The following is a 14,996-nucleotide window of genomic DNA, read 5'->3' on the forward strand; positions in this document are numbered from 1 at the left end:
TTGCTTCAGGACACAGCGGTGCCGACAATCGTCCGCTATCTCGATTCCGGCCTGCCGGTCATCCTGGGACTCGCGAACATCGCCGATGATCGGCGGGATGGCCATGCTCTAACAGCAGTCGGTTATGTTGAAGCGCATGACGCAGTGCGCGAGGGAAAGAGCTACGATTGCTTTGTCAGGGCGTTGGTCGTGCACGACGACCAACGGGGTCCCTATCGACTGATGGCGTTGACCGCGGACGATGTCGCCATGCTGCCGGCAGAGCAATTGCTCTGCGTCGACGGCAACCCGATCATGGCCGCAGTCGACGTCACACATATTTTTGTGCCGCTGTCGCCACGTGTCGTGCGGCTTGGCGATCACGCCGATCTGATTGCCCGCGAATTCGTGCGGCGTATCGCCGAGCATGGCGACAAATTCACCGGCGCCTTGAAGGAATTGCCAGTGGCGGCGATCGATCGGCTGCAATCCCTCTTCGATCTCGATGCAGACAGCGGCCTAGTATTCCGAACGTACCTCACGACCGCCGCCCGCTACCGGCACCATCTCGCAGCGACAAGATTGCCCGAAGACGTCAAGATCCGCGCCATCAACCGCGAATTGCCGCATTTCATCTGGGTCGTCGAACTGCTGGACCGCAATGCCATCGCAGACGCGGTGGGCAAGCCAAGGCCACTGCTCGGGCACGTCGTGATCAACGCGACAAGCGCGATCGAAAACGAGACCGACCTTTTATTCGCGCATCTGCCGCACCTCGATTTTCAGCGCGACGTGAACCCTGGCAACGATGCCGGCGATTTCGTCGATCATTTCACCGCGGTGAGTCTCGACAATGCCTATGCGCAACGGTTGCGCCGATAGTTTTCGAAAATGTGTTCGAAAATTCATCCGAAAATTGGTTTGTAAACTGCTTCGCAAACTGGGGCGAAAATTGGTTCGCCAATCGTTGATCGGAGTGTTGAGCCTACTTCCAATGTTTGCTACACTGACACTGTCATTAAAGTACGGTTTGTATGCAGGATCCGCTTTACACATTTTTTGGTAGTCGGGTTCGTGCGCTGCGCGAGCGTCGCCAGGTTACGCAGGAAGAGCTCGGTCGTCGTGTCGATCTGTCGCGGACGTCGATAACCAACATCGAAAAGGGCAGACAGCGCGTACTGCTCCATCAGATACTCGATCTGGCAAACGCGTTGGAGGCCAAGCCGTCGGAACTGTTTCCGCCGGCGGCGAGCACCGAAAAGTTGCTGCGCGCGGATGTCGCCGAGCTTGTCGAGACGCTCAAGAACGAGACTGCACACTCTTGAGCGACATTCCCGTCGCCTACGCTCGCGTTCGCAAAATTTCTTCCGAGCTGATCGCTGATCAACAGCAACCACCCGTAGCGCTCGAGCCAATATTGGCCAAGCTCGGTGCGGAACTTCGGCATGTCGAGGTCGCGACCGACATTTCCGGAATCCTGATCCGCGATGGCGAGCGTAAGATCGTGGCCGTCAACAACGAGCACTCTGACGTTCGCCAACGATTCACTATCGCGCACGAGATCGGTCACCTCATGCTGCATGAAGGCGAAGAGGTTCATGTAGATTCGGCGTTTCGCGTCAATCTGCGCGACCCGCGCTCAGGCACGGCAGAAAATATCCAGGAGGTCGAAGCTAACGCCTTTGCAGCCAATCTTTTGATGCCTGCGGACTGGGTGCGCCGGGCACTTGGCGAAACCTGGATCGATCTGAACGATGACAGCGAAATTGCGCGCCTCGCCGATCTCTTCAAGGTAAGCCAGCAAGCCATGCTGATCCGGCTGACCAATTTGCTACGCCGCTAGCCTGCCGCGCCTTCCATAGGCGCGACGATATCCAGCCATGAGCTGATCGCGGTCAGCGGTTCGCCGGGGAGCAATCGAATATCAAAGCTCACCTTTTTCTTGAGCTGAACCCGGCACACCGAAAACGCGTATTTCTGCTCTCGGCTGTTGTCGACGAGGATGGCGGCATTCGCGACCGAGGCTGCTGCTCTGATCGCTTTCTGCGTGCGGGGAAACCGTTCGGCCAGTTTGGCGGCGTCAACCGCGTGCCCGCCACCGCGCACTCGGGTTTCGACGCGCAAAACGGACAGCGCCTGATTCGCCAGGCCGACGAAGAAGAGAACGACAAAATAGCCGGCGCGCTGCATCTGCAGAATCTGGTCGATCTTGGACTCGACCTTGTCGTCCGGCAGCTCCTTCCAGTGCGAGAACACCGTCTCCATCGCAAACGGGACACCATTGCTCAACGCCTCGGCGACGAATGCCTGCACACCGTTTTGCGCGACCTTCATCCAGCTCTCGTCGCCGTCACGCAGAGTGCGGGCCCAATCAGGTAGTGGCGCGTTCGAGGAAGTCTCAGGCAAAATCGACAGCATCATGCGATCCGCGTTGACCAGCGGGATCTGCAGCTGCGGCGCCAGCTGCTCATACCACATTGTCGACTTGCCCGAGCCGTTATGGCCAGCGAGAATGATCGCCAGCGGCTTTCCCGACTTCTGTTGGGCAGCAAGCACGTCATCGACCGCTGCGGCCAGCGGCATCATTGCTTCTGGAAAGCTCCGTTGACGAACCGCCCACGCTCGGTCTTGCCCCCAAGCTTGCGGATCACCTCATCAGGCTTGTTGGGATCGACATGATAGAGCGGCACATCCCGGCTGGTGGAAAGACGCACCCCAGGTTTCAGCATTGTCGCACGGGCCCGCGCGAGCGCAGACTGACCGGACGCGACGTTCTTCTCGATATCGGCCTCTGGTGGCTTGGCTGCGCGCACCGTTACCGAACCAAACGTGACCGCGCGCGTCTTGCCGCCAGTCTTCCGGACCGTCACACGCGCTGACCGCTTCTTGCTGCCAATGTTTGCGTTACTGACACTCATACTTCTCCATATGTCTCCTACACACCGGCATGCAAGGGCATTTGCGGACGTCGCTACGTCAAATTTATGCAGTCTGGCGTGTGTGCCTTACACATGCACAGCGTTGTCAGCAGGACCAACTGTCAATCGCCGAAACAGTCAACCGTCACGCTATAACGTCGGCCCAGACCGCGCGAAGCGTCGCCGTTGAAATCGGATCGGCGCAAAATTCGCAGGTCGCAAGCCGAGCCCTCAGTCGACGCACCATCTGATGCGGCGCCTTCCACGGACTGACCACCAGATAGTTCGTTCGAGACCAGCCCGCGCGATCGGTCTGATAGCGATACATTTCAAGCGCGAGTAGTAAGCCGGCAAGGTTCGACACGAACGAGAACGGCGCCGCAGCTTGCTCTGCGCCGGGCGCAGGCTTCAGCAATCCTTCGCCGCACAAGGCCTTTTGTAAGGTATCGAACGCAGTGTTGATGAGCGCCTCGCCCGTCCCCAATGTAGGAAAGGACGTCGCAAGTTTGGCCGCGACCTCGGCCGTAATGAACCCGGCTTGTACCTCTTCCAGGCTGAGGCCCAATGACCCCGCAACATGTCGGGCGCGATGGTCTTCATCTTCGACATGAGGATAGATGCACGAAAGACAGGCGTGTCCGGTCGGTTGCTCGTGCGCATGAACCACGACTTCCGACACATCCGTGGTCGATGCGTCGAACACCCGCAACGGCAGCTCCTTTTGAAAGCTCCGGCGTACCTCGCGGCTGTCAGCGGTCGAGATCAATGTCGGCAGCCGCTTGTCGATGCGCGTTGCAACATAGTCATGGAGCACGCCGACAAATGGCTCGATCTCGACGCCGGGCAGCGTAACCCGTTCGGCCAACAATGTCGCCTTGAACTCTTTATCGTCGGCATCGAAGAACAGGCAGCGATTGGCGTTGCCGCTCCGCGCCCGCTTTGGGTCGACGATCGCGAGCTTCCCGATCGGATTGAGTGATTCGAGACCCCACAAGAAGCCATTGGCGACCCCCCCGCCGCCGGCCAACACGGCATCGCCGAGGTCTAGCGAGTCCTCGATTTCAGTGGCGGGCAGACCAAGCGCTGCGAAGCGCATCTCGAAGACAGGATCGGTCGTGAAAGGCAGTGCCTCACCCAGCAGTCGGGCCAGCACATATGCCTCGATTATTGGCCGCCAAGAGCGGAATATGCTCGGGATCATCCCAAGAGAGATGATCTGAAACAACCATCACGATCTTCGCGCCGGCATCTTTCAGACCAATGGCATCGATTACGTTGGGATGCTCAACGCTCATTTTGCGGTTATCGCTCGCGGTAGGAACGACTGCAACTGGCGCGCTACCCGCATGACCGCTTTCCTGTCGTGTCGAACTCTGATTCAGCGTCGGCATGAGCCGATACGACCTGACTGACTCCCAGCGGCGCGTGATCGAGCCACTCCTGCCCAATAAGCCGCGAGGCGTGCCGCGTGTCGATGATCGCCGGGTGCGACATAGACATTGTCGGCAAAGCCACCTGCCACGCTGGCGGATTTTGAGGTCGAAATATACGCGCTGGAAGGCAGTGTATTATCGAACGCATGAGCCAGCAGATCGGTGCTGTTTCCGCGAGAAGCAAACCCCTCGTTGAAAATGACATCCGGGCTGCGGCTGTCTCCCCGGAAGGTGAAACGAGAAGCCGCACCGCCTTCGCCAATCGCCGTTCCCTCTGCGGCGAAGAATTACTCGATTTAGTTGTAGTATCCTGGCCGAAACGCGAGAACGCTCTCGACAGGCGCCGCAGGATTTTCTTTTGCGAGCGGCGCGTAAATGCTGACCCCGAGCTGGTATGCAATTGCACCGTCAGCTTCCTTTTCGACCTCGCTATCGAGACCAGATAGTGCCGCAGTTGCCTCATCCAGGCCGAGTCCAAGAAGATTCAGTTTCTCGACAGAGGGCCGTGCCGGAGACGCAAACTCAACCGCTTCGAGACGCCCATCGCCATCATAATAGAAAAACACACCCTGTGATTCAAAATAGTCGCAAGGGAAGGCATCCTGAGGCGTTCGCTTAAAGGATTTTGGCTGGCTATCAAAATGCCGACGCACATCAGCAGGAGCGGCCCCGAATTCGATATCATCGACGCCCTTGAGTGGCGAGATTTGGAATTCCATGATTAGTGCCCCTTGCTCTGGCTGTATCTTAGCATCTGCTGGATCGCGTCGTCGTATTTATTCCCAAATTTCGTATTTATGTCATTGATGTCCATTTGTTGAGCGCCGCGGAAGTCTCCGTTCGCTATCAAATCAGCCTGCGTTTGGCGATAGGCCCGAGTGCCCGCGAGCAGCAGGCGTGAAACGATATTGCCGTTGGCATCCTTCTGGCCGATCAGCCGGCCGCTCGCATCGTAATAATAATATTCGGTCGGCGTCGCGGCGGTGTTGTCGACGCCGTTGGCACCTGTGACAATGGCCACCGGGTGAACGACCGACAATTTGCGGCCCATCGTATTGTACGTGTAGGTCGTCGCGTTGTTCAACGCGTCGGTGTCCTTGGTCACCTCGCCGAACGCGTTGTAAGCGCGGCTGGTGGTCAGGTCGGTCGGCGTCCCCGTCGCGGTCAATTGCCGCTTGGTCTGGGTCGACGACAAAGCGAGATTGCGCGCATCGTAGGTTATGAGCGTGGCGTTGACGCCATCGATATAGCTTCCTCCGACAGTGGAGGCGCCGCTGTTGGTCGCGATCGCCAGAACCGACGCCAGGGTCTGGTTGACGAGATTGACGCCTGCGGCGCCTTCGTCATCGATCTCCGCGGTCTGGTTGCCGTTGGCGTCGTAGAGATAGTAGCTCCACACGCCGCCATTGGCGTTCGACGCCTCTAGACGACCGGCGGCGTCGTAGCGGAATTGCGTCTGGACGACGCCATTGAGGCTCCGGCTGGTGACCTCGCCATGCGCGTTATACGCCAGGCTGGTGACGTCACCGGCATCGGTGAAGGTTCCCCCCGACACCGTGGAGAATGCCTGACGCGTCAGATTACCGTTGGCGTCATATTGATAGGAAATGCCCTCGTGGAGCGAGGTCGTGCCGTCCGACTTGAGCCGATAATAGGCGTCGCCGATCTTGTGACCCGCGATGTCGTAATAATAGGTGTGCGTCGAACTGGCGCCCGTCGGGTCGGTCGTCGATTGGAGGCGCCCGCCAGCACCATAATTATACAAGGTGATGCGCGTCGAATTCTGGACGGTGCGAACCACATCGCCAAGCCCGTCATAGGAATAGTCCAGGATGCCCTGTACCGTCGCACCGGAATAATCGGCGAAGGAAGCGCCGGCCGTGCGCGTAAGCCGCCCCTGATTGTCATAAGTATAGGTCGTGACATCCTGGGCCGAACTGCCCGTCGTGGTCGCGGCCTCGGTCCTGGTCGATACTTCGCCCAGAGCATTATAGGTGTAGGTGATCGTCGAGGAACCGTTGGTGACCTGGGTCAAGGCGCCGGTCGGGCTGTTGGCGTCGATCGTCCAATAGGTCAGTCCGATGCGGGTCTCGGTGAGCCTTCGGCCCATGCGATCATAAGTGAAGTTGGTCGTACGATCCGCATCGGCAGCGCCCGTACCCAGCAATGACGTCAGCGTGCTGTCGGTGGCGCTGGCGATGGTCGCGACCGCGACGGCGTTCGGAATCTGATTGGCGTAGCGCGTCTCGCTGAGGGCATTGCCTTCGGCGTCGAGCGTCCATTTCGTCAGGAAGCGTCCGGCGTCGACCTGATCCGTCTTGCGGTTGAGCTTGTCATAATAGCTATAGGTGACACCGCCATTGGGGTCGGTCGTCGTGACCACATTGCCATTGGCGTCGTAGCTGTAGCTCGTCGTCAGGGTCGTGTTGGCATTGGTCGTGTAGGTCGAGCCTGCCAACTGGCCGGTCAAGACCCCGGCGACGACCGTCGAGGTCAGCCGCCCAAGCTTGTCGTAATTGCTCGTCGTCTGTCGATAGGTGCCCGAGGGCGCTGCCGGAGGCGTTCCGCCGGCATTGGCCGGCAGTGATACCGTCGTGTCGTATGACCGCGCGATCATCGAGTTGACGCCGGCGACGCTCGAATAGGTGTAGGTCGAATAGGCGCCCAGTGGATCGATCTGCACGACCACGCGATCGAGCTGATCGTAATAGGACAAGGTCCGGGCGCTGGCGGCGTCCTTTGCCTCGATCTGGTTTCCGCGATGATCGTATTTGTAATATTCGATCGGGGTCACCAACGTGCTGTTGGTGTTGTCGAGGACTTGCGGCAGATGCTTCTCGGTGACCCGATTGAGATCGTCATAGACGTAACTCGTGACGCGGCTCTCGGAGAGGCCGGGCGCCTCTGTATCCGTCAACACATTGCCACGAAGGTCGTAGGTGTAAGCGTGGCTGGTGTAGCTCGTCGCGGTCTTCGTGCCGGCTGAATTGTAAACGTCGGCCGTGACCACGATGCTGGTGACGAGCCCGCGCTTGTTGAAATTGTACGTGCTGGTGCCGCCTGACTTGTTGGTGATCGTCGTCCGGTCCCCGAACGCGTCGAGCCCATAGGTCTCGAACTTGAGTTCGGCATCTGTGGTCTTGGTCAGACGATCGTCATTGTCATAATCGAACGTCGTGGTCGCATCGAGCGCGTCGGTCGTCGGGTCGGGCGGGTAGGTGGTCTCGGTGACCGTCACGCCGCTCGCAAGCACCTTGGCCCAACGCTTCACCGTATGGATCTTGCCGCCGCGAGTATAGCTCGTGTCGGTGACATAGCGTTCGGCATCGACCTGGCGAATGACGCGACCGAGCTTGTCGTAATAGGTGTAAGTAGCGTTCAGCCGCGGATCGACGGTTTTGACGACTTCGCCGAAATTGTCATAGGTGTACGACGTCGTGATGTCGTCGTAGGCACCCACCTCCATCGCTTGGGTTGCCGACTTGAGCTCGTCGATCGCGTCATACACGTTGGTGGTGACCGAGCCACGCGCGTCGGTCGAGCTTTGAATCCGACCAAGCGCATCGTAGGTCGCGGAAGTGCTCGCGTCGTTCGCGTTGGTGCCGGCGAGCGTCTTGAGGGAAGAAACTGTGTTCGTCTGCGAGAAACTGCCGGTGATCTGGTTGGCGTATTGGGTCTCGCCGATGATCCGGCCATCGGCATCGTAGGTCCAGACGATCAGGTAATTGTCGCCATCGACCATTGCCGTCTTGCGGCCGAGCGCATCGTAATAAAGCCACGTGGTGCTCGCCTCGGGCGTTCCATCGCCACTGGTCTGCTTCACGACGCGTCCGGCGTCGTCATAGGCATAACTGGTGGTGCTGGCGTCTGCAGACCGACGATCATCACGGTCATGGCAGCGAGATGTCCGGTCTCGCCATCTATGGTGATCTCACAACGATCCTGCCTTCGGACGACCCGCTCCCGATCCGTTTTGTCGGTGAGGCGGTGAAGCTGCTCGCGCCGCCCGGCTTCGTCCCGACCCAGCCGCAAAGCTATGGCCTCGCTACTCGCCAGGCGATCCTGCGTCCCGAGATCGCCAAACCACAGCGCGAGCGAGTCTTCTGCCTCGCCGTCACCCAAGGCGATGTGTACGGACCCAAGGCGACGAGCTGGAGCGCAGCGCTTGATATGTCCGCCTTCGGAGGCGACGAGCTCGATGATCGCCGCGAGAGGCTGATCTGCGTCTCGGCCGGCAATCTGCCCGATGGCCTTCCGCATGACGACCTCGAGGATTGGGATTCCTACGAGGTCGAGGACCCGGCCCACGCTTGGAATGTCCTGACTGCCGGCGGCTATACGCAAAAGGGCCCGATCACTGATGCCGGGTACGAGCATTGGGACTGTGCGGTAGCGATCGGCGCGCTCAGTCCCTATAGCCGGGTCTCGGCGGCTTGGGCGCGCGGGGTCTCTCCGATCAAGCCTGAATTGGTGCTGGAAGCGGGCAACAAAGGAATCGACGCGGCCGACCAGAGCATGGTGAGCGGCATCGATTCGCTCTCGCTCCTCACCACCAGCCGCGATCCGCTCGGTCAGCCGCTCACGCTCTCTTGGGCGACCAGCGCCGCGACAGCGCAGCTCGCCGGGATGGCGGCGGCGTTGCTCGCGGACGATCCCGCGCTCTGGCCCGAAAGCGTCCGCGCGCTTCTAGTCCATAGCGCCCGCTGGACACCGGTTATGGACGCGGCGTTGTTCGCGACTAACCAAAAGACAGAGCGGCTCATGATGCTGCGCCGATTCGGCTATGGCGTTCCCCATCTCGAGCGGGCGCTGCGATCGGCCTCGAATGTTCTCGCGCTGGTCTCCCAACAAGAGATCCAGCCCTTCGTCTATGACAAAGGAAAGGGTGTCCGGCTCAACCAGGCGCATTTCTATGCCTTGCCCTGGCCAGTCCAGACGCTCCTTGAGCTTGGCGAGCATCAGGTACGCCTGCGCGTCAGCCTCTCCTATTTCGTCGAGCCCAATCCGAGCGCCGACGCGCCTTTGGCGCCCGGGCGCTATCGGTCGGCGGGCTTGCGCTTCGACCTAAGTCGCACCGGCGAGAGCCAAGAGGCTTTCGAGAGCCGCGTCAATGCGGCTGCAGTTGCCGGGGATGAAGGCGCGGATGAGGTGGGCGGCGGCGCGGGGGACAATGATCGGGTGCTCGGCGAACGCTCGATCTCTGCCGGGTCGCTCCATGTCGATGAATGGCGATGCAACGCGGCCGATCTCGCCGACCGCACCGCCATCGCCATCTTCCCGGTTGGCGGCTGGTGGAAATCCTGCCGTGACCGGTCGCGCAACGACGGCACCATGCGCTATGCCTTGGTCGTCACGATCGACGCTGGCGATGTCGAGCAGGATTTGTGGGTCGAAAGCGCGATTGCTGCTGGCATTGAGGTCGAACAAACTGTCGAGGTCGACATCTAACGGAGCGACAATCGACCCAGCTTCCGACCCTCTCAGTTTAGGCGAGACGATCAAGTAGAGATGTCTGCTTCTTCGTTTTCTCGGTCCGAAACGGTCAGTCTGCAAACGGCCCACGTTCAGACGCTGAGCATCAAAAATTAGATTATGAGAGATCGCCAACCGTTTAACAAAGTAGCCCATCTGTCGCTGCTCAAGCCGATGCCGCGCGTCGCCTCGTCGGAAACCGGAACTCGAGCCCGACCGGTGCCGGCTTGAACCGTCGCGAACCAACAGTCGAGACCGGCCTGGCAGAGCGAGCGACCAGCACGAACGGATCAGGCAAGCCCTCGCACAGCATATCCGCCCAAATCTGCGCCAGCTCTCGCCGCCTGGGCATGTAAGCTGCGCGGTTATAGACGCCCTCCACTTTCTCTTTCGGTATATGGGCAAGCATCAGGTCGATGATCGCACGGTCGCCCTTCTTCCCGTGGCGTTCCGCCCATTCGTTCATGATCGTTGAAAAAGCTGCACGGAAACCATGCGGCACGTGATACCCGCGGTAGCCGGCGCGGTGCAGCAAATAGCCAAGCGCGTTTACGCTCATCGGCTGATGGGCATGACGCGCGCTGGGGAATACCAGAGGGCCACCGCCGGTCAGTGGCCAGATGTTCTTGAGCACCGCGATCGCCTGGACGGTGAGCGGAACCAGATGATCGCCCCCGATTTCTTCCTTGCGGTCGAGATCACCCTTCATCCGGGCCGCCGGGATGCGCCAAAGTGGTGCATTGCCATTCAGGTCTTCGAACTCATCCCACGCCGCGCTGCGCAACTCGTTCGGTCGAACCGCGGTCAGGGCCAGGAAGCGCAAGCCAAGCCTGGTGACGGGACGGGCATAGTCCTCCTCCGCGGCCAGCATCATCTTCCTGAGCGGCACGAGGTCCGTGATCGCCGGCTGATGTCCCTTGCGCAGGGGTTTGAGCGCTTCACCCAACCTTTCCGAGGGATCTGTCTTCACTTTGCCTTCGGCAATCGCGAAGCCAAACACGCAGGATATCCGCTGCAGGACGCGCTTCGCGGTCTCGAGCGAACCGCGAGCCTCGATCTCGCGCAATGCCGCCAGGACGATTGGCGGAGTCAGTTCACCTATCGGCAGGTTACCGATCTCGGGAAAGACGTCACGCTCGAGGCTGCGCAACACGTCATTGGCATGCCGCTTCGACCATTGCGACCTGACGGTTGCATGCCATTCGCGTGCAACCCGTTCGAACGTCTGACGGCCTGCCTCGATATTGGCCTCGATCTTGAGCTTCTTCACGACCTGCGGATCGCGGCCCTCTGACAAGATCGTGTACGCTTCGTCCCGCTTGACCCGCGCGTCGCTCAGCGAAACGCGCGGGTAGGCACCGAACGCCATTCCCTTCTGTTTGCCATCATATTCGTAGCTCCAGCGCCACAATTTCCCGCCGCTCGGGGTCACCAAAAGATGGAGACGATTGGCATCGGAAAGCTTATATGCTTTCGGACGGGGCTTGGCGGCCGAAATCTTCCTATCGGTCAACAACTTAGGTCTCCCACGAAAATACCACGTTTTTCGACCGCGCGTACCACGTTCGGGCTCCCGAAATTCACCGGATGGGTGAAAACGGCTACGAACGGCCATGGCCGAACTGATCGGCTAAGCGTCGGTTTTCAGGGAGAAAAAGTCGATACCGGTGGCCCGATACGAACCCCTGCGGAGGGGTTGGTGGCGGAGAGGGTGGGATTCGAACCCACGGTACGGTTACCCGCACAACGGTTTTCGAGACCGTCCCAATCGACCTCTCTGGCACCTCTCCGCACTGGGGGTTCCACGCCGCTGAGCATCGCCTGGACAATACCGGCGCGGGTCGAAGGCGGCGCCTCTAACGCAGGAGTCCGGCGCGCGCAAGCGGTCCGCTTGTGCGACGCGGAAGAAACTCTACATTATCGCCATGACTCGTTCCGAACCCCAGGATGTGCTCTCGCAGGGCGGCGTCGCGATGCCGCCGGTCGCGACCGCGCGCTTCACGATCGGCGATGTCGTTCGCCATCGGGTGTTCGACTTTCGCGGCGTGATCTTCGACATCGACCCCGTCTTCGCCAACACCGACGAATGGTATGAATCGATTCCCGAGGCGATCCGGCCGTCGAAGGATCAGCCCTTCTACCATCTGCTCGCCGAGAACGGCGAGTCGAGCTACGTCGCCTATGTCAGCCAGCAGAATCTGCTGCACGACGACAGCGAGGAACCGGTCGATCATCCGGCGATCGACGGCCTGTTCAACGGCTTCGAGCCAGGCCGTTACAACCTGCGGCAGGAGCATCGTCACTAGCCCGGTGGTGTCGCCGGGTGTGACTTTTGTGCACCGCAAGAAAAACTTCCGATACTTTCCCCCGCGCGTGGCTAGAAATGTGACGCTGCTGTGACGACATGGTCGCACAGAATGTTGCTCGTAGCGTCGCAAAGGGGAAATTTAATGAGCTTTAGTCGCACCGCGCTCGCCATCCTGGTTTCGACCACCGCGCTGGCCGTCAGCCAGGCGGCGCATGCCCAGGAGACGCCAACTCCCGCGACGCCGGATACCGCCGCATCCGCCGACGGCCAGAACGCCGCCCCGGGCCAGGAAATCATCGTGACGGGCACGCGCGTCGCGGGCCGTACCAAACTCGATACCGCGTCGCCGGTCGACGTGCTGAGCGGCAGCAGCTTGCGCAACCAGGGCACCACCGAGGTCGGCGCCGCGCTCGCCGCGGTCGCGCCGTCGATCGACTTCCCTCGACCCTCGGCGGTCGATGGCACCGACGCCATCCGTCCGGCGACATTGCGCGGCCTGTCGCCCGACCAGACGCTGGTGCTGATCAACAACGTCCGCGCCCACACCTCTGCATTGCTCAACGTCAACGGTTCGGTCGGCCGTGGCTCGGCGGCGACCGACCTCAACACCATCCCGACCGTCGCGCTCGACCGGATCGAGGTGCTGCGCGACGGTGCCTCGGCGCAATATGGCTCGGACGCGATCGCCGGCGTGGTCAATCTGCGCTTGCGCGAAGCCCGCTCCGGCGGTGGCGTGTCGACCACTTACGGTTTCTACAATACGGATATCGACACCGCACGCGGCGACCGCCACACCAATGGCGAGCACACCGTGTCGGTCTCGGGCTGGCAGGGTATCGGCTTCGGCTCGGACGGCTATCTCACCATCTCGGGCGAGTATATCAATCGCCAACCGACCAACCGCGCCGATTTCGACCCGCGCGTATCGCCCAGCGTCGTGACCGGCCGCTTCGGCGACCCCCTCGTCACACAGTACAGCGTGTTCGCCAATTTCGGCACGTCGGTCGGCGCCAATTGGAAGCTCTACGGTTGGGCGGGCTATCAGGACCGCGATACGCGCAGCGCCGCCTTCCCGCGGCTCGCCAGCGTCGTCGCCGTCCCTGCCGCGAACGGCAATCCCGCGATCACCGTCGCGGGGCTCTATTCGCAATATCCCAACGGCTTCCTGCCGCTGATCAACACCAAGTCCCGCGACCTCAATACCGCGCTCGGCCTCAAGGGCGATGTCGGGGGCTGGGATGTCGACCTGAACGTCAGCTATGGCCGCAACAAGATCGGTTTCCGTACGCTCAATTCCGCGAACTACAGCTATGGATCGACGTCCCCGACGAACTTCTCGGACGGCGCGCTGATCTATGACCAACTCGTCGGCGGGATCGACGTCACGCGCAAGTTCGACGTGTTCCAGTCGCTGAACGTCGCCTTCGGCGTCGAGGGACGGCGCGAGGGTTTCCAGATTCAGCCCGGTGAGACCGCATCCTATGCGCTCGGACCGATCCAGAATGCGCAAGCCGGCGCCCAGGGCTTCGGCGGCTTCGCGCCGCGCAATGCGATCGACAAGCATCGCCAGAACGGATCGGTCTATCTCGATCTCGAAGCGCAGGTGACCGACAAGTTCCTCGTCGGCATTGCCGGCCGCGGAGAGGATTATTCCGACTTCGGCACCACCGGCACGGGCAAGGTGTCGCTGCGCTATGACTTTGCGCCCTGGTTTGCACTGCGCGGCACCGCCTCGACCGGCTTCCGCGCGCCGGCGCTGCAGCAGCAATATTTCACCTCGGTGGCATCGGTCATCGTCAACGGGTCGCCGGTGCTGACGGGGCAGTATCCGCCAACCGATCCGGTCGCAAAGGCGTTGGGCGGTCTGCCGCTCAAACCCGAAAAGTCGACCAACCTCTCGGCCGGTGCCGTCATCCGCGCGGGCGGGTTCGACCTCACTATCGACGGCTATTACATCAAGGTCCGCGACCAGATCGGACTATCGGAGAACATCCAGGCCAGCTTCAGCCCGGCGGTCGGCAACCTGCTCAATCCGCTTGGCGTGTCTGCTGCCCGGTTCTTCATCAACGGCCTCGCCTCGACCACTCAGGGGATCGACGCCGTCGCCCATTATCGGCTGCGTTCGGGTGGTGCCGGCACGTTCGATTTCACGGTGGCGGCCAACGTCAACAAGATCGACGTGACCAAGGTGCCCACCACCACTTCGGTGCTCAACCCTGCTCCCACCCTGTTCGCGCGCAGCCGCATCCTGACGCTCGAGGAAGGCACGCCGGGCGAAAAGGTTACCGGCACGATCGAATGGTCGGGGGACCAGCTCGGCGCGACCGCGCGCGTGACTTATTATGGTGATGTCAATCAGCCCGGCACGACGCCGGCTGCGGACATCCATACCGGTCAGAAGGCGATCACCGATTTCGAACTGCGCTATCAGCCCAAGAAGGGCGCGCAGGTCGCTTTGGGAGTCAACAACCTGTTCGACATCTATCCGGACAAGACGATCGCGGCGAACAACTCGACCGGCGTGGTCGGCTTCCCTTACTATTCGCCGTTCGGCTTCAACGGGCGCTATCTCTATGCGCGCGTCGGGTTCAACTGGTAAGGGACGCTCAGACATGGCGGCGGCGTCACAAAACGCTGCCGCCACGGTTGACAGAATCACCCCGCTGCCTTAGGCGCGCCCCTTCAACCGCGGGGCCTGGCTCTTGCGGGCATACGGATTTGAAAGAGAAATAGGGCCATGTTCGCAGTCGTGCGCACGGGCGGCAAGCAGTATCGCGTCGCCGCCGGAGACAAGATCGTCGTCGAGAAGATCGACGGAGAAGCCGGTAGCTCGGTGACCCTGGGCGACGTCCTGCTCGCCGGCGAGGGCTCGGAGCTCAAGCCGAC

General features: G+C 60.9%; 14 protein-coding genes, 1 tRNA gene and 2 pseudogenes. 8 read left to right on the forward strand and 9 right to left on the reverse strand.

Annotated elements, in window-relative coordinates; all coding sequences use genetic code 11:
• The first annotated feature begins 18 nt into the window (after positions 1–18).
• The 3 genes from ACTHJR_RS17475 (at position 19) to ACTHJR_RS17485 (ending at position 1,822) form a co-directional block, all read left to right on the forward strand.
• Positions 19–861 (forward strand): hypothetical protein, encoded by an 843-nt coding sequence (locus ACTHJR_RS17475; RefSeq protein WP_440524592.1) that lies wholly within the window; start codon positions 19–21, stop codon positions 859–861.
• A 152-nt stretch (positions 862–1,013) separates the two neighbouring features.
• Positions 1,014–1,304 (forward strand): helix-turn-helix domain-containing protein, encoded by a 291-nt coding sequence (locus ACTHJR_RS17480; RefSeq protein ID WP_440524594.1) that lies wholly within the window; start codon positions 1,014–1,016, stop codon positions 1,302–1,304.
• On the forward strand, positions 1,301–1,822 hold the full coding sequence (locus ACTHJR_RS17485) for an ImmA/IrrE family metallo-endopeptidase (protein WP_440524595.1): 522 nt from the start codon (positions 1,301–1,303) through the stop codon (positions 1,820–1,822). Before ACTHJR_RS17480 ends, ACTHJR_RS17485 begins: the two co-directional genes overlap by 4 nt.
• Here ACTHJR_RS17485 and ACTHJR_RS17490 read toward each other — a convergent pair.
• The 4 genes from ACTHJR_RS17490 to ACTHJR_RS17505 all read right to left on the reverse strand — a co-directional run bounded on the left by ACTHJR_RS17490 (position 1,819) and on the right by ACTHJR_RS17505 (position 4,192).
• Positions 1,819–2,565 (reverse strand): zeta toxin family protein, encoded by a 747-nt coding sequence (locus ACTHJR_RS17490; RefSeq protein ID WP_440524596.1) that lies wholly within the window; start codon positions 2,563–2,565, stop codon positions 1,819–1,821. The two genes, ACTHJR_RS17485 and ACTHJR_RS17490, sit on opposite strands and share 4 nt — an antisense overlap.
• Complete coding sequence (locus tag ACTHJR_RS17495) at positions 2,562–2,897, reverse strand: hypothetical protein (protein ID WP_440524597.1); 336 nt, start codon at positions 2,895–2,897, stop codon at positions 2,562–2,564. Before ACTHJR_RS17495 ends, ACTHJR_RS17490 begins: the two co-directional genes overlap by 4 nt.
• Before the next feature lie 145 nt (positions 2,898–3,042).
• Positions 3,043–4,050 carry a hypothetical protein gene (locus tag ACTHJR_RS17500; protein ID WP_440524598.1) on the reverse strand — a complete coding sequence of 336 codons (1,008 nt, stop codon included), beginning with the start codon at positions 4,048–4,050 and terminating at the stop codon, positions 3,043–3,045.
• The gene (locus tag ACTHJR_RS17505) at positions 4,028–4,192 is read right to left on the reverse strand and encodes a DUF6572 domain-containing protein (RefSeq protein WP_440524600.1); all 165 of its coding nucleotides are present in this window, start codon (positions 4,190–4,192) and stop codon (positions 4,028–4,030) included. The genes ACTHJR_RS17500 and ACTHJR_RS17505 overlap by 23 nt, the downstream gene beginning before the upstream one ends.
• Positions 4,193–4,286: 94 nt before the next feature.
• On the opposite strand from ACTHJR_RS17505, the pseudogene ACTHJR_RS17510 reads away from it, so the two are divergent.
• Positions 4,287–4,385, forward strand: a pseudogene (locus tag ACTHJR_RS17510) (IS5/IS1182 family transposase); the annotation flags it as partial.
• 13 nt (positions 4,386–4,398) lie between these two features.
• Here the strand turns inward: ACTHJR_RS17510 and ACTHJR_RS17515 are convergent.
• The 3 genes and pseudogenes from ACTHJR_RS17515 to ACTHJR_RS17525 form a co-directional block, all read right to left on the reverse strand.
• A pseudogene (locus tag ACTHJR_RS17515) lies at positions 4,399–4,593 on the reverse strand (hypothetical protein); the annotation flags it as partial.
• 33 nt (positions 4,594–4,626) lie between these two features.
• Positions 4,627–5,049, reverse strand: a complete 423-nt coding sequence (locus ACTHJR_RS17520; RefSeq protein WP_440524601.1) for a hypothetical protein — start codon at positions 5,047–5,049, stop codon at positions 4,627–4,629.
• 2 nt (positions 5,050–5,051) lie between these two features.
• The gene (locus ACTHJR_RS17525) at positions 5,052–8,153 is read right to left on the reverse strand and encodes a hypothetical protein (RefSeq protein WP_440524602.1); all 3,102 of its coding nucleotides are present in this window, start codon (positions 8,151–8,153) and stop codon (positions 5,052–5,054) included.
• Here ACTHJR_RS17525 and ACTHJR_RS17530 point away from each other — a divergent pair.
• Positions 8,072–9,778, forward strand: coding sequence for a S8 family peptidase (locus tag ACTHJR_RS17530; RefSeq protein ID WP_440524604.1), 1,707 nt, complete (start codon positions 8,072–8,074; stop codon positions 9,776–9,778). The genes ACTHJR_RS17525 and ACTHJR_RS17530 overlap by 82 nt on opposite strands.
• A gap of 190 nt (positions 9,779–9,968) precedes the next feature.
• On the opposite strand, the gene ACTHJR_RS17535 is transcribed toward ACTHJR_RS17530, so the two are convergent.
• On the reverse strand, positions 9,969–11,315 hold the full coding sequence (locus ACTHJR_RS17535; RefSeq protein ID WP_440524605.1) for a tyrosine-type recombinase/integrase: 1,347 nt from the start codon (positions 11,313–11,315) through the stop codon (positions 9,969–9,971).
• Between the two features lie 187 nt (positions 11,316–11,502).
• Positions 11,503–11,592 (reverse strand) — tRNA-Ser (locus ACTHJR_RS17540).
• Between the two features lie 135 nt (positions 11,593–11,727).
• On the opposite strand from ACTHJR_RS17540, the gene hspQ reads away from it, so the two are divergent.
• The 3 genes from hspQ to ACTHJR_RS17555 all read left to right on the forward strand — a co-directional run.
• Complete coding sequence (gene hspQ / locus ACTHJR_RS17545) at positions 11,728–12,108, forward strand: heat shock protein HspQ (protein WP_440524606.1); 381 nt, start codon at positions 11,728–11,730, stop codon at positions 12,106–12,108.
• A gap of 144 nt (positions 12,109–12,252) precedes the next feature.
• Positions 12,253–14,709 (forward strand): TonB-dependent receptor plug domain-containing protein, encoded by a 2,457-nt coding sequence (locus ACTHJR_RS17550; RefSeq protein ID WP_440524608.1) that lies wholly within the window; start codon positions 12,253–12,255, stop codon positions 14,707–14,709.
• A 138-nt stretch (positions 14,710–14,847) separates the two neighbouring features.
• Positions 14,848–14,996 (forward strand): bL21 family ribosomal protein (locus tag ACTHJR_RS17555; protein WP_440524609.1); only part of this gene is annotated, 149 nt, incomplete at its 3' end.

The organism is Sphingomonas sp., from assembly GCF_051962185.1.
Lineage (GTDB): Bacteria > Pseudomonadota > Alphaproteobacteria > Sphingomonadales > Sphingomonadaceae > Sphingomonas.

Coding starts and splice junctions, on each gene's coding strand:
- ACTHJR_RS17550 (WP_440524608.1), top strand. CDS start 12,253: ATGAGCTTTAGTCGCACCGCGCTCGCCATCCTGGTTTCGACCACCGCG.
- ACTHJR_RS17495 (WP_440524597.1), bottom strand. CDS start 2,897: ATGAGTGTCAGTAACGCAAACATTGGCAGCAAGAAGCGGTCAGCGCGT.
- hspQ (WP_440524606.1), top strand. CDS start 11,728: ATGACTCGTTCCGAACCCCAGGATGTGCTCTCGCAGGGCGGCGTCGCG.
- ACTHJR_RS17480 (WP_440524594.1), top strand. CDS start 1,014: ATGCAGGATCCGCTTTACACATTTTTTGGTAGTCGGGTTCGTGCGCTG.
- ACTHJR_RS17505 (WP_440524600.1), bottom strand. CDS start 4,192: ATGAGCGTTGAGCATCCCAACGTAATCGATGCCATTGGTCTGAAAGAT.
- ACTHJR_RS17520 (WP_440524601.1), bottom strand. CDS start 5,049: ATGGAATTCCAAATCTCGCCACTCAAGGGCGTCGATGATATCGAATTC.
- ACTHJR_RS17490 (WP_440524596.1), bottom strand. CDS start 2,565: ATGATGCCGCTGGCCGCAGCGGTCGATGACGTGCTTGCTGCCCAACAG.